Source organism: Roseomonas aerilata DSM 19363, assembly GCF_000711725.1.
GTDB classification, from domain to species: Bacteria; Pseudomonadota; Alphaproteobacteria; order Acetobacterales; family Acetobacteraceae; genus Roseomonas; species Roseomonas aerilata.
The window spans coordinates 78,672-96,509 of sequence record NZ_JONP01000008.1; the positions used below are offsets into that span (position 1 = coordinate 78,672).

Here is a 17,838-nt window from a genome sequence, read left to right on the forward strand (position 1 = left end):
CCTTGCATCGATGGGTGGGTAGCGGGCCCGCTGACTCCCGATTGGCGCTTCCTCCCGTCCGGGCGCAACCTGCGCCCCTGCGGGAGGGCATGGTTTGGTCGAGACGTATGATGTGGTTGTCGCGGGCGGCGGCGCGGCCGGGATCGGCGCCGCGCTGGGCGCGGCCGCGGCCGGGGCGCGGGTGCTGCTGCTGGAGCGCTACGGCTTCCTTGGCGGGGCCGCGACGAATGCGGGTGTCCTCACCTACTGCGGCCTCTACCAGGCCGGGGAGACCCCGCGGCAGGCCGTGGGCGGCGCGGCGGAGCGGCTGCTCGCCGGTCTGGCGGCGCTGGGCGGCGAGGTCGCGCCCATCCGCTCGCGCAGCGGCAACTGGGTGGTTCCCTTCGACCCGGAGGCGCTGAAGCGCGCGGCGGACGAGGTGGTCGGGGCGGCCGGTGCCGAATGCCGGCTGCACGCGCTGGTGACGGGCACGACGCGCACGGGCGCGACGCTCGGCGCCCTGCGCGTCACGGACCATGCGGGCACCACCGAGATCGCCGCGCGCGCCTTCGTGGACGCGAGCGGCGAGGCCACGCTCGCGTCACTCGCCGGCGTGCCGAGTGTGGTGCCGGGGTCGGACGGGCATGTGCAGCCGGGCTCCGCGACGATGCGCCTGGGCGGGCTGCCGCCGGAGGCGATGCCGGATCGCGACACACTGGCCCGCGTCGCGGCACGCGCGAATGCGGCGCTGCCCGGCGCCCCGGTTCGCCCCGATGGCGGGGTCTTCATGCCGATGCTGGGAGCGGGCGAGGTCTGGTGGATGTGCGTGGACCTGCCGACCGACGGGCTGACGGCCGAAAGCCTCACGCGGGCCGAGACGGTCGCGCGCCGCGCCGCCTGGGCGGTGCTCGCCGCGCTGCGGGAGGAGCCGGGGATGGGCGGGGCGCGCCTCCTCGCCACAGGGCCGCAATTCGGCGTGCGGGAGACGCGGCGCTGCGCGGCACTCGCGGAGGTGACGGGCGCCGCCGTCGCCGAGGGGCGGCGCGACCCGGAGGGCATCGCGCGGGGCGCTTGGCCGATGGAGGTGCACGAGGCACCGGGTCGGACCTCCTACACGCCGGTGGGCGGGGAGGGCTTCTACGACATCCCGCTCGACACCCTGCGCGCTCAGGGCGTGGACAACCTCCTCTACGCTGGCCGCGTCGCTGGTGCCGACCGCGCGGCCTACGGCTCCACCCGCGTCATGGGCACGGCCTTCGCGACGGGCCAGGCCGCGGGCGTGGCCGCGGCGCTCGTGGCCAGCGATGCTGCTGCCGTACGGGCGGAGTTGCTGCGCCAGGGGGCGATCCTCTGACACGCTGGCCGAGGGACCGAACCCTCTCCGCCGATTGATCAGTTGACGTTTTGTTGCATTTCGATGACGCGCGGGGACCCACCCGGGCTGCGGTCGTGATCTCGCGAAGCACAAGATAAAACTCGTGCCTAAGCACGGATTCTCAGTCAGGCTATGGCGGTCTAGGCAGGGCTGGCGGCCGGGCGGTATGTGCCGCATCGCCCGCCGGGCATCGGCTGGGACAACGGGAGCGGCCGGAGGATCCACTTGGCGAAAGCCGGCGCGAGAAGGATGGAGGCAGGTAAGCGGGCGCCGCGGCGGTCCCGGTTCGAGTTGGCCGACTACCCGATGTACTACATGGCCCACATCCTGCAGCGCTACGACGCCAACATGGCGGTGCGACTGCGGCGCCACGGGATGAAGCACTCGGACTGGCGAGTGCTGGCGACGCTGCAGTACCGCGACGGCATGACGATCGGCGACATCGCGGCCTATGCCGTGCTGGAACGATCCTTCGTCAGCCGCGTGGTGGCGGCGCTGGGGGAGCGGGGGCTGGTCGGGCGGCGCCTGCACGCGGAGGACCGCCGCATGGTCCACGTGCACATGACGGAGGCCGGCTTCGCGCTGTTCGACAGGGTGATGGAGCCCAATGTCGCGGACCGGCTGGAGGAGGCCTTCCACGGCATCGGGCCGGAGGAGAAGGCCCGCTTCCTGCGGACGCTCGCGCGCATGCAGGGCAATGTCTACCAGGCGGCGAGCCTGCTGCCGCCCGACCTCGACGGGGATCTCACCGCCGGGACGGAGAACGGCCGCTAGCCGCCGCCCGACAGCGACAGCGCCGCATCCACCATGCCCTGGTAGCCCGTGCAGCGGCAGTGATGGCCGGCCAGCGCCATGCGGATCTCCGCCTCGTCCGGGGAGGGAGAGGCGTCGAGCAGTTCCACCAGCGTCATCAGCACGCCCGGCGTGCAGAAGCCGCATTGCAGCCCGTGGCGCTCGGAGAGCGCCTGCTGGAGCGGGTGCAAACGGCCGGCGCGTTCCAGCCCTTCCACGGTCGTGATGCTTCGCCCGTCCGCCTGCACGGCCAGCATGAGGCAGGCGCGGGCGGAGGCGCCGTCCACGAGCACCGTGCAGGCGCCGCAGGCCCCGTGCTCGCAGCCGAGATGCGTGCCGGTGAGCCGCAGCCCCTCGCGCAGCAGGTCCGCCAGGCTCAGCCGCGCCGGCACATCCAGCCGATGCGGTTCGCCGTTGACCGTCACGGAGATCGGGAAGCGTTCCTCGCTCAAGCCATCGCCCTTTCCAGCGCGCGCCGCAGGGCAACACGGACCATCGCCGCGCGGTCATCGTCCGCCGCGTCAGGGAGCGGCATGCCGGAGACCAGCGGCCGAGGATCGGCGCCGGGTCGCCATCCCAGGAGCATTGCCTCTCCCTCTGGCAGCCGCCTGGCCATGGGGAAGGGCCCGCAGACCGCGAGGGCGGCGGACGTCACCTCGCCGGCCGCACCCAGCCGCAGCGAGACCGCGGCGGCGGCCTCGGCGGGATCGTTGGGCCGGTCGGCGATCTCCACGAAGGCCTGCCGCGTTCCCGCCGCCGGGATGGGGAATCGCGCATGCGTCAGCAGCTCGCCCGGCCGGAGCGCGTTCCGCCCGGGGCCCTGCGCGAAATCCCGGAAGGCAAGGCGCCGTGTGCCCGAGGGCGCCGCCAATTCCAGTTCTGCATCCAGCAGCGTCGCGACCAGCGGCAGCTCGGCCCAGGGATCAAGCTGGCAGAGGCTTCCGCCGAGCGTGCCCCGGTTGCGCGTCGCGACATGCCCGACCAGCACCGCCGCCTCGACGAGGACTGGCAGGTGCCGGCGCAGCAGGGGCGAGCGGAGCAGCGCGGCCTGCCGCACCATGGCGCCGATGCGGAGGCACCCCTCCGCCTCCTCGATCCCGTCGAGTCCGTCCAGGCGGTTCAGGTCCAGCAGGTGCGGCGCCGTGACCTGACGCGCGTTCAGCTGCGGCATCAGCGACTGCCCGCCCGCGAGCGGCCGCGCCTCCGGATGCTGTTCCAGGATCGCCAGCGCCTCCGGCAAGCTCCGCGGCGCGTGGTAGCAGAAGGCAGCGGGCTTCATGCGGCGGCCAGCAGCGTTCGCAGCCGCCGGGGCGTGATCGGCAGCTGCGTGATGCGGATGCGCGCGGGGCGCAGCGCGTCCTCGACGGCCGCCACGATCGCGGCGGCCGCGGGGATCGTGCCGCCCTCGCCGACGCCCTTGGCGCCCAGCGGGTTCAGCGGCGTCGGCGTCTCACGGTGGTGGATCTCGATCCACGGCAGGATTGGCGCCGAGGGCAGGCGATAGGCGGGATAGCCGAGTGTGGCCGGCACGCCCTGCGCGTCGAAAAGCGTCTCCTCCAGCAGGGCGTGGCCGATCCCGTGCACGACGCCGCCGAGGATCTGCCCTTCCGCGAGCGAGGGATTCAGCAGCCGGCCGCTGTCATGCACCACGAGGTAGCGCAGAAGCGTAATCCGGCCGGTCTCGGGATCCACCATCGCCTCGGCGACATGCGTGCCGTTGGCGTAGCTCAGCGCCTCCGGCTGCCAGGCGACGGAGGAGGACAGGCCCGGCGACAGGCCCGGCGGCAGCGGAAAGCCCGGCATGCCCTGCAGCACCTGCGCGACCTGCCCGAGCGAGAGCCGGTCCGCCGGGATGCCGCGAATCCGCACGGCTCCGTTGACGAGCTCCAGATCCTCCGGCGCGGCTTCCAGCAGGTGCGAGGCCGCGAGCAGCGCCTTCTCCCGCACCAGCCGCGCGGCCTGCAGCACGGCGGCGCCCGCCACCGGTCCCTGCCGGCTGGCGAAAGCGCCCAGGCCCTGCGCGATCGCGGCTGTGTCGCCGGTGCGAACGGTAATCCGGGCGGGGTCCATGTCCAGCACCCCCGCGCAGACCTGCGCGAGCACCGTCGCCGTTCCCTGCCCCTGCGCGGAGGCCCCGGTGGAGAGCACCACCTGCCCGGAGGGTCCGATACTGATCGCCGCCGTCTCGAAGGGCCCGCGGCTGGTTCCCTCCACGTAGTTGGACAGGCCGATGCCGATGTGCCGACCCGCCTCGCGCGCGGCCTTCTGCCGGGCACGAAAATCCTCGTAGCCCGCAAGCCGCAGCGCATCCGCCATGCAGGCGGGATAGTCGCCGCTGTCGTAGATCATGGCCGCGCCGTCGCGCGTCGTCAGCGGCGTGCGGTAGGGCATGGCGAGGGGCGGGATGAGGTTGCGGCGCCGCACCTCGGCGCGCTCTATCCCCAACTCGTCGGCGATGCGGTCGAGCATCCGCTCCATCACGAAGGTGCCCTGCGGCCGCCCCGCCCCGCGCGTCGGCGTCGCCGCCACCTTGTTCGTCAGCGCGACGGAGATTTCCAGCCGGTAGGCCGGCAGCACATAGGGGCCGAGCAGGTTCGTAGCCGAGTTCTGCGGCAGGGCGATGCCATAGGGCGTATCGGCCCCGTGGTCGTGCAACAGCCGGCCGCGCAGGCCGAGCAGGCGCCCCTGCGCGTCCGCGGCGACCTCCACATCCCAGAGCTGGTCGCGCTCTGCCGTGGTGGCGGCGAAGTTCTCGCGCCGATCCTCGATCCACCGCACGGGGCGGCCGAGCAGCAGCGCGGCGAGCGGCACCGCCACGTCCTCGGGGTAGCAGACGAATTTCGGGCCAAAGCCGCCGCCCACATCGGGCGCGACCACCCGCACCCGGTCCTCCGCCCGGCCGAGGGCCGCGCAGATCACGCCCTTGTTCCGGTGCGGCATCTGCGCGGAGGACCAGACGGTCAGCATGTCGTCCACACGGTCGTGCTCGGCCAGCACGCCGCGCGTCTCCACCGAGTGGCCGCCACCCTTGTGCAGGTGGAAGCGGTCCCGGAACACGTGCGGTGCCACCTCGAAGGCGGGCGCGACCTCGCCATAGGCGACGGTGAAGCGGGCGAGCAGGTTGTCGGCGCAGCCGAGCCGCGCCCGAGGCGCGCCGGGCTCCAGCGCGGACCCCGGATCGAGCGCAGGCGGCAGGAGCTCGATGTCGAGCCGGACGAGCGCCGCCGCGTCCTCGGCCGCATGCGGGGTGTCAGCCACCACCAGTGCGACGGCCTCGCCGGCATAGCAGACCTCGTCGGCCGCCAGCACGCGCGGGTTCACGACGTAGCGGATCGCCCCCGCCGGCATGGCGACCGCGAGCTCGGGAGAGGTGAGGTGAGGGCGGAAGTCCTCGGCCGTGAAGACGCCGCGCACGCCGGGGGCGCGGCGCGCCGCCTCCACCTCCAGCCCGAGCAGCCGGCCATGCGCGACGGGGCTGCGGACGAAGCGCGCGTGGAGCATCCCCGGCCGCACGATATCGCCGACAAACTGTCCGCGCCCGCGCAGCAGCGCCGCGTCCTCGATCCGCGGAACACGGCGCCCGAGCCAGGCCGGCGCCTCGGCCGCCGTCACGGGGCGGGGGCGGGGCGCGCGGGCTCCGGCGGCCGCTCGTCCGGCGGGGCGATGGAGGTCGCGAGGTCGCGCAGCAGCGGCTTGTTGGGCAGGGGATCGAGCCGCATCTCGCGCTCCTCCAGCCGAGCGGTGCAGGCGTAGATCACCGCACCGTCGAGCAGCATCATGCACTCCTTGCACGCGTTCGCGTTCAGGCAGGCGTAGCGCATGGCAAGGGAGGGATCCTCGTGCTCGCGGATCCAGCGCAGCCCGTCCAGCACGGAGCGGCCGGGCTCGAAGGGCACCTCGTAGCGCTGGCGCCGCGGCGCCTCGCCCGGGCCGCCGCGCCGGATGTCGAGAAGCGCGACGCTCATGCCGCCTCCTTCACCACCGCGCGCTGCGCAAGCCGCAGCGCGCCGCCGTCCAGTGTCAGCACCTGGTTCGTCTCCCATGCCGGGTCCAGGCCCGGATAGTCCTCGCGCTGATGCGCGCCGCGGCTCTCGCGCCGCTCCGTGGCGGAAAGGATGACGGTCTCGGCGACCAGCAGGGCCGCGCGCAGGTCGAACCAGTCGGCGCGCGCGAGGTCGTGCGGAAGGGGCGGGCCGGGCGGCACCTCGCCCAGCTCCGCGGCCAAGGCGCTGAGCCGCGACGCGGCCTCCGCCAGTCCCGCCTCGGTCCGGAAGGGACCGACGAGGTCCGACATGATGTCCTGCAGCCGGGCGAAACCCGCGGCCGGGTTCCAGCCTGGCCGTGCAGGGCCGGCGGCCCGCGCCAGCGCCACGCCATCGGCCGCCTTAGCTGCATCCCAGGCGATGCCGCCCTTGGCAAAGCGTGCCGCCTCGCGTCCCGCGACGCGGCCGAAGGCCAGCGCCTCCGTGATGGCGTTGCCGGAGAGGCGGTTGGCCCCGTTCGCGCCGCCCACCGCCTCGCCGGCGGCGTAAAGGCCGGGAAGGCCGGTGGACATGGACGTGTCCACGCGGATGCCGCCCATGTGGTAGTGTGCGATCGGTGCCACCTCGATGGCGGTCTTCGTCAGGTCGATGCCGTTGGCGGCGAGGCGGTCGATCACCGGCCCGAAATTCTCGCGCAGCACCGCCTCGGGCACGTGCTCGAAGCTCAGCCAGGCGCCGCCAGCGGGCGAGCCGCGGCCGGCCGCGACCTCCTTGGTGATGGCGTAGGTCGCGAGGTCGCGCGTGGTCACGTACTTCCCGGAGTCCGTGCTGCCGTAGCGGTCCACGAATTCCTCGCGCACGCCGTTCAGCAGGCGCCCGCCGAGCTTATAGCGGAAGGGGTCCCACATGATCGGGTCCATCCCTACCATGCGCGGCGCGAGATGGCCGATGGGGAAGAACTGAACGAACTCCATGTCGATCAGCGCGGCGCCGGCGCGAAGCGCGAGGGCGTAGCCGTCGCCCGCCATGTTGGCCGAGGCGCTGTTGCGGCGGTAGAGCCGCGTCAGCCCGCCCGTCGCGATGATCGTGGCCCCCGCCGCGATGGTGACGGGCACGCCATGAGCAAGATCGAGCGCGACCACGCCCTGCACCGCGCCGTCCGAGACGACGAGGTCGGTCACGAGCATCTCGCCCATCCGCTGGACACCCTCCTGCCGCTGCGCCTGGGTGCGCAGGGTGCGGGAGACGGCAGGGCCGGTGCTCAGGAAATCCACGTAGACGCAGCGCGGGCGGTCGTGCCCCGGGGCGAAGGCCTGGCGGATCCGGCCATCGGCGTGGCGCGCCCAGCCGACCTTCCAGCGGTCCATCTCGCGGATGACCTCGACGCCGTCCTCGCAGAGCAGCCGCGCGAGCCGCGCGTCGCAGAGTCCGCGGCCGGCGGCCAGCGTATCGCGCCAGTGGTCCCGCCAGTCGTCCGGCTGCTCCGTGCCGATCGCCGCGGCGACGGTCATCTGCGCCATCACCGTCGCGCCGCCCCGGCCGATGAGGGAGCGGTCGATGACCAGCGCGCGGGCGCCGGAGCGCGCGGCCTCGATGGCGGCATAGAGCCCGGCGCCGCCCGCGCCGATCACCAGCACGTCGGTCTCGATATGTCCTGCCGCGCCCTGTCCACGCACGCCCGGCATCGCTTCAGTCATGGGCGGGCTCCTCCTCAACGATGTGGTTCCAAATGGCCGCGCAGATCTCGCGGAACCGGGCGTCGGCCCGCAGGGAGCGGGGGTCGCGCGGGCGCGGCAGGTCCACGCGATGGATGGAACGCACCCGACCGGGGCGCGGCGCCATCACGACGACGCGGTCGGCGAGCGTGACCGCCTCCTCGATGTCGTGGGTGACGAAGACGACGCTCCGCCGGCGCTGCGACCAGATGCGGAGCAGTTCCCGGCCCATGGTGATCTTCGTCTGCGCGTCGAGCGCGCCGAAGGGCTCGTCCAGCAGGTAGATGTCGGGCGCGTAGGCGAGCAGCCGCGCGAGGGCCACGCGCTGGCGCATGCCGCCCGAGAGCTGAGCCGGGCGATGCCCCGCGAAGTCCGTCAGCCCGACAAGCGCCAGCAGCTCCGCCAGCCGCGCCGGTCGCTCGCGGGTGGGGGTGCCGCCGAGCACCAGCCCGACCTCCACGTTCCGGCGCACATCGGCCCAGGGCATCAGCGTGTCCCGCTGGAACATGAAGCCGACGCCGGGCGGCGGACCCGAGACGGGCTTCCCATCCAGCAGCACGCGGCCGCCCGTCGGGTCCAGCAGCCCCGAGGCCAGGCGCAGCAGCGTGGACTTGCCGCAGCCGGAGGGGCCGACGATCGCCAGGAACTCGCCGTCCGCGAGGGACAGGTCGATGCCGTCCAGCACACGGAGGCCTGGATAATCGAGGGTGATGCCCTCGAAGGCGAGCTTGGGGGAGGGCCCGGTGGCGCCCATGGCGGCACTCACCGCGCCGCTCCGCGCAGGGCCAGGCGCTCGATAAGCCGCACGATCTCGTTGCCGATGACGGCGATCGCCATCAGAGCGACGAGGCCTGCCATCACGCCGGTCGTGTCCAGCCGCCCGCCCGAACGTTCCACATACCAGCCGAGGCCGCGATTGGCCCCCAGCAGCTCGCCCAGCACGGAGCCGACGAGCGCGAGGCCGATGCCGATCCGGGTCGCCCCGAAGATCCAGGGCAGGATGGCCGGCAGGCGCACGTGCCAAAGCAACCAGAGCGGCCGCGCCCGCATGCTGCGCATCGCGTCCAGCAGGTCCCGATCCACCTCGCGCAATCCCTGGGCCGTGTTGAGGAGATAGACGAAGACGACCATGGAGAAGGCCATCATCACCTTCGAGAAAAGGCCGATGCCGAACCAGATGATGAAGAGCGGTGCGAAGGCCACGCGCGGCACGCTGTAGAGGCCCATCACCAGCGGATCGGCAACCTGCGCCCCGCGCGGGAAGGCCGCGTAGAGGACGCCCGCCAGCACGCCGACGACGAGCCCGAGCAGCAGCCCGAGCAGCGCCTGCCAGGCCGTGGCCGTGGCGTGGAAGAGAAGGTCGCCGCTGGCCGCCATCGTCCAGAGGCGCAGGGCGATCTCGGAGGGCTGGCTGACCCAGAAGGGGTCAATGAAATGGTCCGTCGCGACCTGCCACGCGGCGAGCACGGCGCCCACCAGCAGGATCCGCTGCAGGGTGATAGTCAGCCAGCCCGGCATGCCGCGGCGCGGGGCCGGCGCGCCTGCCGGCACCAGCGCGGGTGCCTCCTCGACCGCGGCGGGCATCTCAGTCCCGGACCGGGGGGATGGAGATCTCGGCGAAGGGGATGCGGCGCAGGCCGGGCTCGGCCGGCAGCAGCATCTCGAGCAGCGTCTGGTAGCCCGCCTCCTCCACCCGGCCGTCCGGCGCCAGCCGCGCCTGCACGTCCGCCGCAAGGGCGTCGATCTCCGCCTCGCTGTAGTCGGGGAACTGCCGCCGCAGCCCGGCCAGGGCCACGGCGCGGTCCGCGCGGATGGCGCGCACCCCGCGCAGCACGGCCCGAACGAAGCCGCGCGCAGCGTCCGGCTGCTGCGTGAACCAGGATTCCCGCGTCAGCAGCGCGAGGGAAGGATACGGGATCCCCCGGAAATCCTGCACGACCCGGTAGCCGTTGTTGCTCCCGGTTTGCATGTGAAGCAGGTCCGCGTTGATGACCATGCCGGCCTCCACGCGGCCGCTGTCGATCGCGGCCTTCATGCTCGCACCACCCCCGGCACCCACGATCTCAACATCGCGATCCGGGTTGAGGCCGGCCTTGGCCAGGGCCCAGCGCAGCGTGTTGTCCGTCAGGCTGCTCGGCGAGGTGATGCCGATGCGCTTGCCCCGAAGATCGGCGACGGAGGCGTAGCTCGTGCCCGTCCGGCTGACCAGCGCGTAGGAGTGGCGCGTGTCCAGCTCCACGGCCACCACCACGTCCTGCCGGCGGCTCCGCAACCGTACCACGTGGTCCACCGCGCAGATGCAGACGTTGATGCCACCGCCGACGAGGGCCTGGATGGCCGGCGCGCCACCGCGGAAATCGACCAGCTCGGCCTCTAGCCCGGCCTCACGGAAATAGCCCTGGTCGATGGCGACGTAGATCGGCGCCGCCATCTCGCTCGCCGATGCCGCGCCGATGACCACCTTCGTCTGGGCGCTGGCAGACGCCGCCGTGACCAGGAGAGTGGCGAGAAGGATCATTCCCGCCAGCTTGTTTCGCAGCATCATAGAGCCAGGCTCCATCTCTTTGCCCCAATTAACCGCCCACTTCCGTGCTTGGCAAATGCTGCCCCATGGCGGATCGTGGTTTTGCCTAGGAAGGCTCGGCTGCCTGATGCACCTGACCGAGCTTGTGCATGAAGCAGGCCAGCGCAAGCCGCGCCGTCGCGTCGGTGCGCGTTCAGGCCTTCGGACCGAGCGTCAACCGAACCGTTTTCCCCAGATCCTCTCCGCCTCGGCATCGGCCGGTTCGGCGCTCGCGACGATCCCCATCGCCAGGAGGCCGAGCGCGATCGTGCCGACGATCGTCCCCTCGGCGTGGGCGTCGCGGACGCTGCCTTGCCAGACCCCCGCGAAGTCTGCCGTCGTGGACCGGCTGTCGGACAGCGCGGGCAGGGTGAGCACCTCCACCGCCGCACCAGTCATCAGGTGCGCGGCCACCGGCTTGGCGGGGCCGCGCTCCGCCTCCCCCCCGCCACCCTTCACGACAAGAAGGCGAGGCCGGGCCATGCGCTGCGCCACCGCCAGATGCGCGGCGATATAGGGCGGGTGGAAGACGCCATCCACGCCGGCGGGCGCGTCGGCCGGGTTGATGAGGCGCGCGACCGTGTTGATGGGCGAGCGCAGCCCGAGCAGGGCGCGCAGGTGCAGAAGCCCGTCCAGCTGGGGGCTCATGGCCCTTAAAGGCAGGTAGGCGAAGTTCGTCCGCTCGACCTGGTCGAGGGCCTCCTCTCGGCTCTCCGCGGCGCGCAGGCCGAGCAGCGGCAGCGCCTCCAGCACCGGGACGCCGCTGGTGAAGGCGTTGGAGCCGTGCATGAGGACGCGGTGCCCCGCGCGCGCGAGGGCAAGGGCCGCGAGCAGGAACCACGGCGCGCCGCGCGTCCGGCCCGAGCCGTAGGAGGGCCAGTCCAGCGCCACCGCCTGCCCCGCTGGTGCCGGACCGGCTCCCACCTCGGCCCGCGCCGCCTCGACGAGGCCTGTCAGCTCCTCCGAGTCCTCCCCGCGATAGCGCAGCAGCATGAGGAAGGCGCCGACCTGGATGGGCTCGGCCGCGCCGGAGAGGATCATCCCCAGCGCCTCGCGCGCCTCCTCCCGCGTCAGCGCGCGGGAGCGGCCGGGCCCGCGGCCGAGCGTGCGGACGAAGGGGGCGAAGGGGTGCTCAGGCTCGGCCTCGTCGATATCGGGCCCGGCACGGTCATGCGGCATCCAGCAGCTCCTCCTCCGCGCAGCGCCTGTGCCCTGGGGCGACGGCCTCGCCGATCAGCAGGAGCGTCGGGCCCTCCGGCGCGATCCCGGCCACCCGCCCGGCGATGCAGCCCAGCCCACCCGGGATCGCCCGCTGTCCCGGTAGGGTTGAATTCTCCACGGCGACCACGGGCGTGGAAAGGGGAAGGCCAGCCCTGGCCAGCCGGGCGTCGAGCTTCGGCAGCATGCGCACGCCCATATAGACCGCGAGCGTGCCGCCGACCTGGGCGAGTGCCTGCCATTCATGGTTGCGAAGCCGGTTCTCGGCCCCCTGCGCCGTGATGACGTGCAGGCCGCGCGAGACGCCCCGATGGGTGAATGGAATACCCGGCGTCACCGCGACGGAGGCCATAACGCCCGGCACTACTTCCACCGCCATGCCCGCCTCGCGCATCGCCGCCATCTCCTCTCCGCCGTAGCCGAAGATACACGGGGCGCCGCCCTTCAGCCGCACCCCCCGCAGGCCTTCCCGCGAGTAACGAACGAGAAGCGCGTTGATCGCGGCCTGGTTCATCGAGTGGCGACCGCAGCGCTTGCCGACATCGATGGGCGTCGGGTGAAGGGATCCATAACGCGGGTCCTCCGAAATTCCATCGATGGGAAGCCGGGAGGCGAGCCGCCGTTCGACCGCCGTCTGCGAGGCTGGGAGACCGCCACGGCCTGCGTCGCTGCAGGCCGACCCGCGTGCATCGATAGATCACGGCGCTGCGTTGACTGGCAGGAAGAATCTGCCTTGAGAAGGGGCAGAAAGGAGAGGCTCATCGACCTCTCAGGTCTATCGACATCGTGCATCAGCAAGTTGGCCAGGAGCGTTTCACGACGACTGCAGTTCTGCGCGCGAAAGGCTCGTTTCGCTGCCTGCAAATCAGTCATCCGCGCGTGGGTTGAACACATGGCCAGCACATTTCTCGCCGCCTCTCACGGTCATCCTTTCTGAGCCTCGCCAGGCGAGTAGGCCGGCAGCGCCCCCGCGCTCAGGCAACGAGCGCCTGCGCGCAAGTATCCGGCAGGACGGCACCCGTTCCGCGATGCCGTCCGCCAGTGCAGGAGACGCTGGCCCAGGGGGCTTGTCGGGCCTCGAAAGCGAGGGCCATGCTGGCGCGAAGATCGCCACGCTCAGCGCCGAGCCATCGCATGGGCTCCTGCTTCTGATCAGTCATGAGCGTCGGCGCGCCACCGTCCCGGACAAGGAGGGCGGTTCAGGGAGGGAAAGGTCGATGCAGAACATCCGGCGGGGGCTCATTGCGGCCCCCTTCCTCGCGGGTCTGACGAGGGCGGCCCGGGCGCAGTCCTGGCCCGATCGCCCCATCACCCTCGTCCACGGCTTCGGCGCCGGCGGGAATGCCGATGTCATCGCCCGCGTCATCGCCGCGCCGCTGTCAGAGTCACTCGGCCGGCCCGTGGTGGTCGAGGCGCGGACCGGGGCGGGCGGCAACATCGCCAGCGAGTACGCCGCGCGCGCCACGCCGGACGGGCACACCCTCATCCTGCTCACAGGCGGGCACGCCGTCTCGGCGGCCATGTACCGCAGCCTGCGCTTCGACCCGGTGGAGGACTTCGCCTTCGTCTCGCTCGTCTCCGTCTTCCCCTTCGTGGTCGCGACCAGGGCGGACGGGCCGATCCGCAGCTTGGCCGAGCTGATCGCCGCCGCGCGGCGCGATCCTGGCGGCCTCACCTTCAGTTCGGTCGGCGTGGGTTCCACCCAGCACCTGACGGGCGAGTTGCTGGCGCAGATGGCGGGCATCCGGCTCACCCACGTGCCCTATCGCGGCGGCACCCAGCCGTTGACGGACCTGCTCTCGGGCCGCATCGACGTGATGGTGGATTCGGTCACCGTAACCGGCGCGGCGATCGCGGCGGACAAGCTGCGCGCGCTCGGCATCACCAGCGCGGCGCCCTGGCCGGCGCTGCCGGAGGTGCCGCCGGTCGCCGCGGCCGTGCCGGGCTTTGAGGTGGTCTCCTGGGTGGGCCTCGCCGCCTCGGCACGCACGCCCGCGGCCGTGGTGGAGCGCCTGAACGGCGAACTGCGCGCGGCCCTCGCCCAGCCGGCGGTGCGCGAACGCCTGGAGGGGCTGGGCACCCAGGTAAGCCCGACCTCGCCCGAGGGGATGCGCCGCTTCGTCTCGGCGGAGGTGGCGCGCTGGACGGAGGTCGTGGCGCGCGCCGGCATCGAGCGGCAGTAGCGGCGCCGGCCGGGGGGGACCTCGCCGCCGCCACCGGAGCCGCGGCGAGATCCTAGCCCGGCCCCGCGGCCTTCAGCAGCGCCGCGGCGCGGTCGGCGAGCTGCGGCGCGCCAACCGGCTTCCGCAGCAGGCTGAAGGCGCCGCGCGGCGCGCCGTCCGCCGGTAGCGTCGCCGCATCCCCGGCATAGCCGGTCAGCAGGATGGCCGGCAGGCGAGGCCGGCGGCGCTGCGCCTCGCCGATCAGCGCCACCCCGTCCATGCCCGGCATCGACAGGTCGGAAACGAGCAGGTCCACCGCCTCGCCCGCATCGATCAGCGCGAGCGCGGCCGGGCCGCTCCCCGCCTGCAGGACGTGGTAGCCGCGATCCTCCAGCCCCTCGGCAAGGACATCGCGCACTGGATCCTCGTCGTCCACCAGCAGGATGCGTGCTCCCGCGGCCACCCCGCCGGACCCGGGCAGGCCGGGCCTGCCCTCCGCCATAGGGCTCGTCACCGGCAGCCAGAGCGCGACCGTGGTGCCCTGCCCCGGCTCGCTCGAAACGCCCAGCATCCCGCCCGACTGCTCGGCAAAGCCGCGTGCCATCGGCAGGCCGAGGCCGGTGCCCTTGCCCACCACCTTGGTGGTGAAGAACGGCTCCATGGCGCGGGCCAGGGTGGCCGCGTCCATGCCCGTGCCGGTATCGGACGCCGCGATGCGGATGTAGGAGCCGGGCGCGAGGCCCTCCGGCCGGCTCCCTTCCGCGACCTTCTCCTCGCTTGCGGAGAGGGTGAGGCGCCCGCCGCCCGGCATGGCGTCGCGCGCGTTGGTGGCGAGGTTGACCAGCGCCGTCTCGAGCTGCCCGCGGTCGGCCAGTACCGGAGGCAGGCCGGCGGGCGCCTCCACCACGACCTCGATCCCTGCGCCGAGGGTGTGCGCGAGCACCTCGCGCAGCCCGCCCAGCAGCGCCGGCACATCCACCGCCTCGGCCCGCAGCTCGCCCCGTCGGGAGAAGGCGAGCAGCCGCTGGGTGATCGAGACGCCGCGCCGTGTCGCGTCCTCGATCATGCCCGCCAGGCGCTCCGCACCCTCCGCATCCTCCGGCCGGCGCCGGATCAGCCCGGCACCGCCCTGGACCGCCTGCATGACGTTGTTGAAGTCGTGCGCGATGCCGCCGGCGAGCTGCCCGAGCGCGGTCAGCTTCTCGGCCTGGGCCAGCCGGTCCTGCGCCGCTTCCCGCGCGGCCACCTCCTCGCGCACGCGCTCCTCCAGCGTGCCTGCGAGGGCGCGCAGCTGCGCCTCGCTCTCGCGCAGCCGCTCCTCGGCAAGGCGGCGGCCGGTGACGTCGAGCGTGACGCCGACGATCGTGCCGGGACCGCCGCCCTCGCCCGGCTGCAACTCGGCGCGGCTGAGCAGCCAGCGCGCCGGGCCGCCCGGCGGCGCCACGCGGTACTCGATCTCCGTCGAGCCGCCCTCATGCGCGAGCCGGTCGAACTCCGCCGTCATCCGTGCCCGGTCGGCCGGGTGCAGGCAGGCGGACCAGGTCACGTGGTCGAAGCGCGCGCCCGGCGGCAGGCCGAAGAGGGCGCGCAGGCCATCGCCGCACTGGGCCACCCCATCCGGCCCGATCTCGAAGGGGTGCACGCCCCCGGCCAGCTGCGCCCGCCGCAGGCGCGCCTCGCTGCCGGCCAGGGCCATCGTCGCGCGATCGCGGGCCGTGGCGGCCTCCGCCAGGGCCCGCGCCGCCTCCTCCACCTCCCGCACGCCGGTCGTGGGCGCGCCGGGCGTGGCGAGCCCCCCGATCGCCCCAGCGATCCGCCGTGACTGGTGCCAGGCGAGGGCGAGGCCGAACAGCAGAAGGGCAGCGCCGCCCGCGCCGAAGCCTGCCAGCGAGCGCCACAGCCCGGCGCGCAGCCGCGCCTGGCGGATCGCCACCACCACGGTCCAGCGGGAGCCCGGCATGCGACTGAAGGCGGCAAGGATCGGCTTGCCATCGACGGAGGGCGATTCGAAGAGGCCGGCCTCGGCGGCCTGGATGGCCTGCCGAGCCTCGGCCGTGGCCTGCCGGCCGAGATAGGCATCCATATCCGGCGTGCGGGCGACGATCGTCCCGCTGCCGTCGAGCACCGCGGCGACCCAGGCGCTGCCCGGGGGGCGCTGGCCGTCCAGCACGCGGCCGAGGATGGCGGGGCGGAAGCCCATGCTCAGGTCGTAGAGGACCCGTCCCTCCCGGCTGACGGGCACGTCGATCGCGATGAGCGGCTCGTTCGTGATCGGCCCCGTGTAGAGGTCCGAGACATGGGCCTCACCGCTTTCGAACACCCGTCCGATGATGCCGGTGTCGCCACGCCGTGGAAGGGGCGTGCCGAAAGGCACCATGGAGTTGACGAGCATCCTCGCATAGGCGTCCGAGAGCATGATGCGCGTGCCCTCCGGCCGGGGAACCCGCTGCATGGCCTCGTAGAAGCCGGCCAGGTCCCCCGTGTCGAGGGTGCTGGAGGAGGCGAGCACCGCCAGCGTCGCCCGGGCCACGTCGAGCTCGCGCGCGACGACGAGGCTCAGGGAGGCGGCGCGAGCCTGCAGGTCGCGCTCCGTCGCCTCCCGGCCAGACCGCCAGGTGAGGACCGCGGTGGCCGCGGCGACGGCGCCAAAGGGCAGCACCATGGCGAAGACGATGGCGACAAGGCGCGCGCGAATGGTCGGGGAGCGGGCTGGCACGGGCGCGCTATCGAAGCGGCTGGCAGGACATCGGGGAAGGCATCGCGGGTTTTCTCGGCGTCATCGGTGGCGTCGTCGGGTCGTCCAGCGGCAACAACGCGCGGGCGCGGGAATGGGCGGTCCTGGGAAGCCCTCGCCGCGCGGCAGCAGAGGCAAAATCGTCGCGCCCGGATGCGGGAAATGGATCTGGACGGGCGCGGTATCGGGCAGGACGTGGGCCCCGGCGGTGATGCGGGCCCCTTCCGCCAGGAGCCGAAGCTGGGCGCCCGCCGCGCCCTCCCATAATCTCCCGGCAGGATCGGGGGAAGGGCGGCATGCGCGTGGCGGTGCTCGGCGCGGGGGCGATCGGCGGCTGGCTGGCCGCGGGGCTGGCGAGGGCCGGGAACGAGGTCGGGGTCCTCGCGCGCGGGGCCAGCCTTGCCGCGCTGCAACGCGACGGGCTGGTGCTGTCGGAGGGCGAGCGCTCCGAGGCTTTCGCGGTCGCGGCGACAGACGACCCGGCGGCCCTCGCCGGACCGGACCTGCTGCTGCTCGGCCTCAAGGGGCAGGATCTGCCGGGTGCGCTGCCCCTCATCCGCGCTCTGCTCGGCCCGAACACGCGGGTCGTGGCAGCGCTCAACGGCCTGCCCTGGTGGTTCCTTCAGGGCTTCGGCGGGCCCGCCGAGGGGATGGTGCTGGACTCGGTGGACCCCGGCGGCGCGCTGGCCGCGGCGCTGCCGGCGTCGCGCGTGGTCGGCGCCGTCGTGCACGCCGGTAGCCGGGTGGAGGCGCCCGGGCGCATCCGCCTGATGAAGGCCGATCGTGTGCTGCTGGGCGACCCGGACGGCACGGGCCAGGCGCCCGCGCTTGCGGCGGCCTTCCGCGCCGGCGGCATCCCGGCGGAGGCCGTCGGAGACATCCGCGGCGAGGTCTGGACCAAGCTCTGGGGCAATTCGAACATGAACACGCTCGGCGCCCTCGCGCGGGCGGACGTGCTCCAACTGCTGGACGACGACGGCACGCGCGGCCTGGCGCTGGCAATGATGCGGGAGATGGCGGATCTCGGCGAGCGTATCGGGCTCACGGGCCTCGGCGATCCGGAGGGGCGGATCACGGTCACGCGCCGGCTCGGCGCCTTCCGGACCTCGATGGTGCAGGATCTCGAGGCCGGCCGGGAGATGGAACTGGGGCCGATCCTCGGAGCCCTGGTGGAACTCGGGGCCCGGCTGGGGCAGCCGGTGCCGACCCTGGCCGGTGTCCACGGGCTGCTGCGCCTGCTGGCGCTGAACCTCGGCCTTGCCGGGAAGGTGGAGCGCCGCTGAGGAGGCGGGAGCGGCCGCTCCCGCCTCCTGCCCG

Annotated in this window: 15 protein-coding genes; 4 read left to right on the forward strand and 11 right to left on the reverse strand. The window is 73.2% G+C overall.

The window, feature by feature from the left end; genetic code table 11:
* Positions 1 to 94 precede the first annotated feature (94 nt).
* Together BO39_RS11210 and BO39_RS11215 are read left to right on the forward strand one after the other, a co-directional pair.
* Positions 95 to 1,333, forward strand: a complete 1,239-nt coding sequence (locus BO39_RS11210) for an FAD-dependent oxidoreductase (RefSeq protein ID WP_043833088.1) — start codon at positions 95 to 97, stop codon at positions 1,331 to 1,333.
* A 270-nt stretch (positions 1,334 to 1,603) separates the two neighbouring features.
* Positions 1,604 to 2,128, forward strand: coding sequence for a MarR family winged helix-turn-helix transcriptional regulator (locus BO39_RS11215; RefSeq protein ID WP_043833091.1), 525 nt, complete (start codon positions 1,604 to 1,606; stop codon positions 2,126 to 2,128).
* On the opposite strand, the gene BO39_RS11220 is transcribed toward BO39_RS11215, so the two are convergent.
* The 10 genes from BO39_RS11220 to BO39_RS11265 all read right to left on the reverse strand — a co-directional run bounded on the left by BO39_RS11220 (position 2,125) and on the right by BO39_RS11265 (position 12,319).
* Complete coding sequence (locus BO39_RS11220; protein ID WP_043833093.1) at positions 2,125 to 2,598, reverse strand: (2Fe-2S)-binding protein; 474 nt, start codon at positions 2,596 to 2,598, stop codon at positions 2,125 to 2,127. The two genes, BO39_RS11215 and BO39_RS11220, sit on opposite strands and share 4 nt — an antisense overlap.
* Positions 2,595 to 3,425 carry an FAD binding domain-containing protein gene (locus BO39_RS11225; RefSeq protein ID WP_043833096.1) on the reverse strand — a complete coding sequence of 277 codons (831 nt, stop codon included), beginning with the start codon at positions 3,423 to 3,425 and terminating at the stop codon, positions 2,595 to 2,597. The genes BO39_RS11220 and BO39_RS11225 overlap by 4 nt, the downstream gene beginning before the upstream one ends.
* Positions 3,422 to 5,758, reverse strand: coding sequence for a xanthine dehydrogenase family protein molybdopterin-binding subunit (locus tag BO39_RS11230; RefSeq protein ID WP_043833098.1), 2,337 nt, complete (start codon positions 5,756 to 5,758; stop codon positions 3,422 to 3,424). Before BO39_RS11230 ends, BO39_RS11225 begins: the two co-directional genes overlap by 4 nt.
* Positions 5,755 to 6,111 carry a 2Fe-2S iron-sulfur cluster-binding protein gene (locus BO39_RS11235; RefSeq protein WP_052401953.1) on the reverse strand — a complete coding sequence of 119 codons (357 nt, stop codon included), beginning with the start codon at positions 6,109 to 6,111 and terminating at the stop codon, positions 5,755 to 5,757. The genes BO39_RS11230 and BO39_RS11235 overlap by 4 nt, the downstream gene beginning before the upstream one ends.
* Positions 6,108 to 7,826 (reverse strand): FAD-binding protein, encoded by a 1,719-nt coding sequence (locus BO39_RS11240; RefSeq protein WP_245615110.1) that lies wholly within the window; start codon positions 7,824 to 7,826, stop codon positions 6,108 to 6,110. The genes BO39_RS11235 and BO39_RS11240 overlap by 4 nt, the downstream gene beginning before the upstream one ends.
* Positions 7,819 to 8,610: an ABC transporter ATP-binding protein gene (locus BO39_RS11245; protein ID WP_211257431.1), complete on the reverse strand. Its 792-nt coding sequence runs from the start codon at positions 8,608 to 8,610 to the stop codon at positions 7,819 to 7,821. Before BO39_RS11245 ends, BO39_RS11240 begins: the two co-directional genes overlap by 8 nt.
* Positions 8,607 to 9,428 carry an ABC transporter permease gene (locus BO39_RS11250; protein WP_211257432.1) on the reverse strand — a complete coding sequence of 274 codons (822 nt, stop codon included), beginning with the start codon at positions 9,426 to 9,428 and terminating at the stop codon, positions 8,607 to 8,609. Before BO39_RS11250 ends, BO39_RS11245 begins: the two co-directional genes overlap by 4 nt.
* 1 nt (position 9,429) lies before the next feature.
* Positions 9,430 to 10,389, reverse strand: coding sequence for an ABC transporter substrate-binding protein (locus BO39_RS11255; protein WP_043833102.1), 960 nt, complete (start codon positions 10,387 to 10,389; stop codon positions 9,430 to 9,432).
* Positions 10,390 to 10,581: 192 nt separating this feature from the next.
* Positions 10,582 to 11,586, reverse strand: coding sequence for a glycosyl transferase family protein (locus tag BO39_RS11260; protein WP_052401954.1), 1,005 nt, complete (start codon positions 11,584 to 11,586; stop codon positions 10,582 to 10,584).
* Positions 11,576 to 12,319: a uroporphyrinogen-III C-methyltransferase gene (locus BO39_RS11265; RefSeq protein WP_342666320.1), complete on the reverse strand. Its 744-nt coding sequence runs from the start codon at positions 12,317 to 12,319 to the stop codon at positions 11,576 to 11,578. Before BO39_RS11265 ends, BO39_RS11260 begins: the two co-directional genes overlap by 11 nt.
* A 523-nt stretch (positions 12,320 to 12,842) precedes the next feature.
* On the opposite strand from BO39_RS11265, the gene BO39_RS11270 reads away from it, so the two are divergent.
* A complete protein-coding gene (locus BO39_RS11270) occupies positions 12,843 to 13,808 on the forward strand; it encodes a Bug family tripartite tricarboxylate transporter substrate binding protein (RefSeq protein WP_043833382.1) in 966 nt (321 codons plus the stop codon).
* A 52-nt stretch (positions 13,809 to 13,860) separates the two neighbouring features.
* Here the strand turns inward: BO39_RS11270 and BO39_RS29860 are convergent, their stop codons facing one another.
* Entirely contained in the window at positions 13,861 to 16,503 is a 2,643-nt protein-coding gene (locus tag BO39_RS29860; protein ID WP_052401957.1) for an ATP-binding protein, read from the reverse strand.
* 314 nt (positions 16,504 to 16,817) lie between these two features.
* On the opposite strand from BO39_RS29860, the gene BO39_RS11280 reads away from it, so the two are divergent.
* Positions 16,818 to 17,804: a 2-dehydropantoate 2-reductase gene (locus BO39_RS11280; RefSeq protein ID WP_043833104.1), complete on the forward strand. Its 987-nt coding sequence runs from the start codon at positions 16,818 to 16,820 to the stop codon at positions 17,802 to 17,804.
* The last annotated feature ends 34 nt before the right edge of the window (positions 17,805 to 17,838 follow it).